Below are 3,679 nucleotides of genomic sequence, written 5' to 3' on the forward strand. Positions count from 1 at the left end.
GGAGGATTTCACTTAGGACGTGCCTTGTCTTGCTGCGGGTTGGAAGCCTAGAGAACTCCCATCCTCGCAGGTCACAAGGCACGTCCTCTCCATGGAGGCACCGTCAGCCGGTCACCGATCGATGGATCCAGGTTCAGTGCTGGGCGTGGGCCTGCGGGCGGAGTGGTCGGAGACGAGGCCGGCGATCGCGAGATGGGTTTCGGGGTAGGTCCCGCGCCGTCCGGTGAACCGCTGCAGCGGCCGCCACTGCTTGTACTCGGCGTTGGTGTGTTCCACGCAGATACGCAGCGATCAATGATGACCGTACGGCCTGCTGTCCGCGGTGCGATCGGCGCCACGAGCACGCGTCGTCGGGATTCGAATCGGAATGCCAAAGAATCTTCCCGGAAGTGTATTGACTTGGGGCGCATGTTATGCGCTCCTAATTCTTAGACCGCAACACCGAAAGAGTCACAAAGTCGGCAAGGACGTCTAGTCGGTGGAGTGACTTGGACAGGATGTGGTTAAGGCCCCCGGCAAGCCGGCGCGATACCGAGGCGACAGTGACGACTGAAGTTTCAGGACACGTGCAGCACTACCGGGGACTGTTTTGCCCTCAGAGCCGTCGCACGGACCTGATCGCGGCGCGAAGCTTCCACGCCTGGGCTCCGCGGAACCGAAGAACGTCGAGCCTGTCCCGCGTGGCCGGATCGGTCACTCCGCATGGGTGTCGGGCTGGATCTCCACGGCCGTGATCTCGAGGCCGCCGCCTTCCCCCCGTCCTGCCGGGTGATCACACTCGCGTGTGTCTCTGTTCGGTGTGCCCCGCGCCTCCCACCTGGTAGCAGGGCGGTGACGACTGGGGCGGGCAGATTTGGGCTCATCGGTGATGACGTGCCCCCGGACGGTTGGGGGTGGCTGTTGCAGGCGTCGGCGTCTCGAACTGTGCGGCTCATTGCAAACCAGTCGGGCCCGCGTCCTTTGCAGAGCCGCTGACGAGCGGCCGCTGCTGTAGCTCCGGGTTTTCGCACAGCCTCTCCGTTCGAGGGTCCGTGGGGCCGCGGACCGCAAGGAGCGAGGCATGATCCATTCAGCCGACATCCGCGAGTGGCGCAACCGTGACGTGCTGGACCCCAAAGGGCGCAAGATCGGGGCCCTGGAGGCGGTCTACGTGGATACGAGCACCGACGCGCCGGCCATGGCCACCGTCCGTACCGGGATACGGACCCGTCAGCGGCTCGTCTTCGTCCCTCTCGACGAGGCGACCCTCGGGCCGGGCTATGTCAAAGTGGCGCATTCCAGAGGGCTGGTGAAGAAGGCGCCGTCCATGGGCCTGGACGATATCCTGCCGACTGAGCGCGAAGCGGAGATCTTCCAGCACTACGACCAGGCCTACGCGCCCGGCGCCGAGCGTGGACGCCGCCTCGCACGCCGCTGACCAGTCATGTCGCCGACCGGCCCGCAGGACGTCGGCGATCCATCATCCGCACCACCGGCCGGAGGATGTGTTCCCTCATGGCGTTCCTAGCGTTTGTCCTGTTCCTGATCCTCGCGGCGGTCGTCCTCGGGTTCCTCGGCGTGCTCCTCAAGGGGCTCTTCTACCTCTTGATCATCGGAGTCGTGGTCTTCGCGGCGACCCTGTTGCTGTCGGGGCTTCGCTGGTCCCGCCGCTCGCATCGGCACTTCGTCCGCTGAGACCTCCGGCCGGGGGCGCACCGCGGTGGAGCGCGCCCCCGACGGTCGGTCTCAGCCGCGTTCGCGCTGGTAGGCGGCCAGGAGAAAGAGTGCAGACCATCCAGCGGCTGGTGCCGCATCTGCGGGGTGTGGGGGCACTGGCAGCTCCAGTTGTGAAGCGGCGCCGGACCGGTTATCCACAGACGTGGGGGTACTCGGCGCCTATGGCGAGGTTGCATCTTCTTCCAGGGCGAAAAGGCTACCGCGGCAGCGATGAGGCCAGAGCGCCGGAAGAGGCTGGTCCGGGGCCGGAGGTGGAGCGGGCGGCGCCGGATGCGCCGACGAAGCTGACGATGCGGTCGTGGGGAGCGGTGCTCAAGGGCAGCCTGCGGGAGTTCAAAGACGATGAACTCGCGGACCGTGCGGCGGCGCTGACGTACTACGGCATTCTGTCGCTGTTCCCGGCACTGCTGGTGCTGGTGTCGACCCTGGGCCTCACCGGAAAGTCGACCACGGACATGGTGCTGAGCAATCTGCAGCGGCTCGCGCCCGGATCGGCCCGGAACATCATCACCGGGGCCGTGAAGCAGCTGCAGGGCGGCGCGGGCATCGGCTCGGTGATAGCGGTCGTCGGCCTGATTTTGGCGGTGTGGTCGGCCTCGGGCTATGTCGCGGCGTTCATCCGTGCCGCGAACGCGGTCTACGACATGCCCGAGGGGCGCCCGGTGTGGAAGATCCTTCCCCTGCGCGTCGGGCTGACCGTCGTCTTGCTGGTCCTGGCGGTGATCAGTGCGTTGATCGTGGTCTTCACCGGAGCTCTGGCCCGCCAGGCAGGGACCGCCCTCGGTATGGGGAGCACTGCGTTGACGCTGTGGTCAATCGCCAAGTGGCCTGTCCTGGTGGCCCTGGTCACCGTCATGATCGCGCTCCTGTACTGGGTGAGTCCGAACGCGCAGGTGAAGGGCTTCCGGTGGATCACTCCGGGTAGTTTCCTGGCCGTGGTGATCTGGATGATTGCCTCCGGAGCCTTCGCGTTCTATGTCGCCAACTTCGCCTCCTACAACAAGACCTACGGCACGATGGCCGGGGTTATCGTCTTCCTGGTGTGGCTATGGATCACCAACCTGGCGATCCTGCTGGGACTGGAGTTCGACGCGGAGACCGTGCGGCAGCGGGCGGTCGCCGGCGGCCTGCCGCCGGACGAGGAGCCGTACACGCAACCGCGCGACACCAGGAAGTGGGACGACCAGGACAGGCGACGTCTGGGAGACGTCTGATCCCGGCCTGGGGGTCGGGCACCTCCCGCACCATGAGCGGACTGCCGAACCGCGTCAGAACTGCCGCGGCCGATCTGCACGGCCCGGAAACCACACAGGCACCACCCGTTCACCTTCGGGTGGTGCCTGCCGCGCGCTGCTGTCGAGACTCAGGCCTTGTTGACCTTGGCCGCGCGTCCCGGTCCTTGGATCTGGAACGAGACGGTGTCCCCGGGGTGGATCTCGTTGGGGTCGATCACGAGGTCGTCTACCGTGAAGTACAGCACGGGACCACCTTGGTCGTTCTTGATGCTTCCCTCGCCCGGGTCCGCGTTCCACTCATGGATCTTGCCTTGGTCCATGGCTGTGTCTCCTTGGCTTGATGGGGGGCGAGCTCCGGTCGCATGCCGGGCTCGCTCCCAGCGAACGCGAACCCGCGTGCGTCAGCGATCGCTGTGCGTCGAACGGGTGACGACGGCCGCCAGCCCACCGACGGGCGTCCAGCGCTCCCATACCTCCGGGCCGCCACCGTGCCACTCGATCAGCGGCGAAGGTCCACCACGTCCAACCGTTCCTAAACAGTGTCCAGGAGTGGCATTTGCTGCCAGTTCCCGGAACTGCGCGCATCCCGAACGGTGTTGGATGCGCTGGTATCCCGCGTTCGCTGTGTCCCCTTCCAGCTGCGTGCATCGTGTGCACGTTCCGTGACGGGTGGGCGGGTTCCCTCACGCCCTCGTGTGCCTGGTCCGGCCTGGGCGGTCCGATGCCCC

Annotated in this window: 5 protein-coding genes; 3 read left to right on the forward strand and 2 right to left on the reverse strand. The window is 66.3% G+C overall.

Annotated elements, in window-relative coordinates:
* Positions 1 to 111: 111 nt before the first annotated feature.
* Positions 112 to 276 carry a hypothetical protein gene (locus ACFYX0_RS47095; RefSeq protein ID WP_388981822.1) on the reverse strand — a complete coding sequence of 55 codons (165 nt, stop codon included), beginning with the start codon at positions 274 to 276 and terminating at the stop codon, positions 112 to 114.
* A 784-nt stretch (positions 277 to 1,060) separates the two neighbouring features.
* Here ACFYX0_RS47095 and ACFYX0_RS47100 point away from each other — a divergent pair.
* The 3 genes from ACFYX0_RS47100 (at position 1,061) to ACFYX0_RS47110 (ending at position 2,930) form a co-directional block, all read left to right on the forward strand.
* Positions 1,061 to 1,417, forward strand: a complete 357-nt coding sequence (locus ACFYX0_RS47100; RefSeq protein WP_388981825.1) for a PRC-barrel domain-containing protein — start codon at positions 1,061 to 1,063, stop codon at positions 1,415 to 1,417.
* Positions 1,418 to 1,494: 77 nt separating this feature from the next.
* Positions 1,495 to 1,674, forward strand: coding sequence for a hypothetical protein (locus ACFYX0_RS47105; RefSeq protein WP_388981827.1), 180 nt, complete (start codon positions 1,495 to 1,497; stop codon positions 1,672 to 1,674).
* Between the two features lie 203 nt (positions 1,675 to 1,877).
* Positions 1,878 to 2,930: a YihY/virulence factor BrkB family protein gene (locus tag ACFYX0_RS47110; protein WP_388981833.1), complete on the forward strand. Its 1,053-nt coding sequence runs from the start codon at positions 1,878 to 1,880 to the stop codon at positions 2,928 to 2,930.
* A gap of 149 nt (positions 2,931 to 3,079) precedes the next feature.
* Here ACFYX0_RS47110 and ACFYX0_RS47115 read toward each other — a convergent pair whose 3' ends face one another.
* Positions 3,080 to 3,271: a hypothetical protein gene (locus tag ACFYX0_RS47115; protein WP_388981830.1), complete on the reverse strand. Its 192-nt coding sequence runs from the start codon at positions 3,269 to 3,271 to the stop codon at positions 3,080 to 3,082.
* Positions 3,272 to 3,679 lie beyond the last annotated feature (408 nt).

Origin of the sequence: Streptomyces sp. NPDC002573 (assembly GCF_042889625.1) — a bacterium.
Taxonomy (GTDB): domain Bacteria; phylum Actinomycetota; class Actinomycetes; order Streptomycetales; family Streptomycetaceae; genus Streptomyces; species Streptomyces gibsoniae.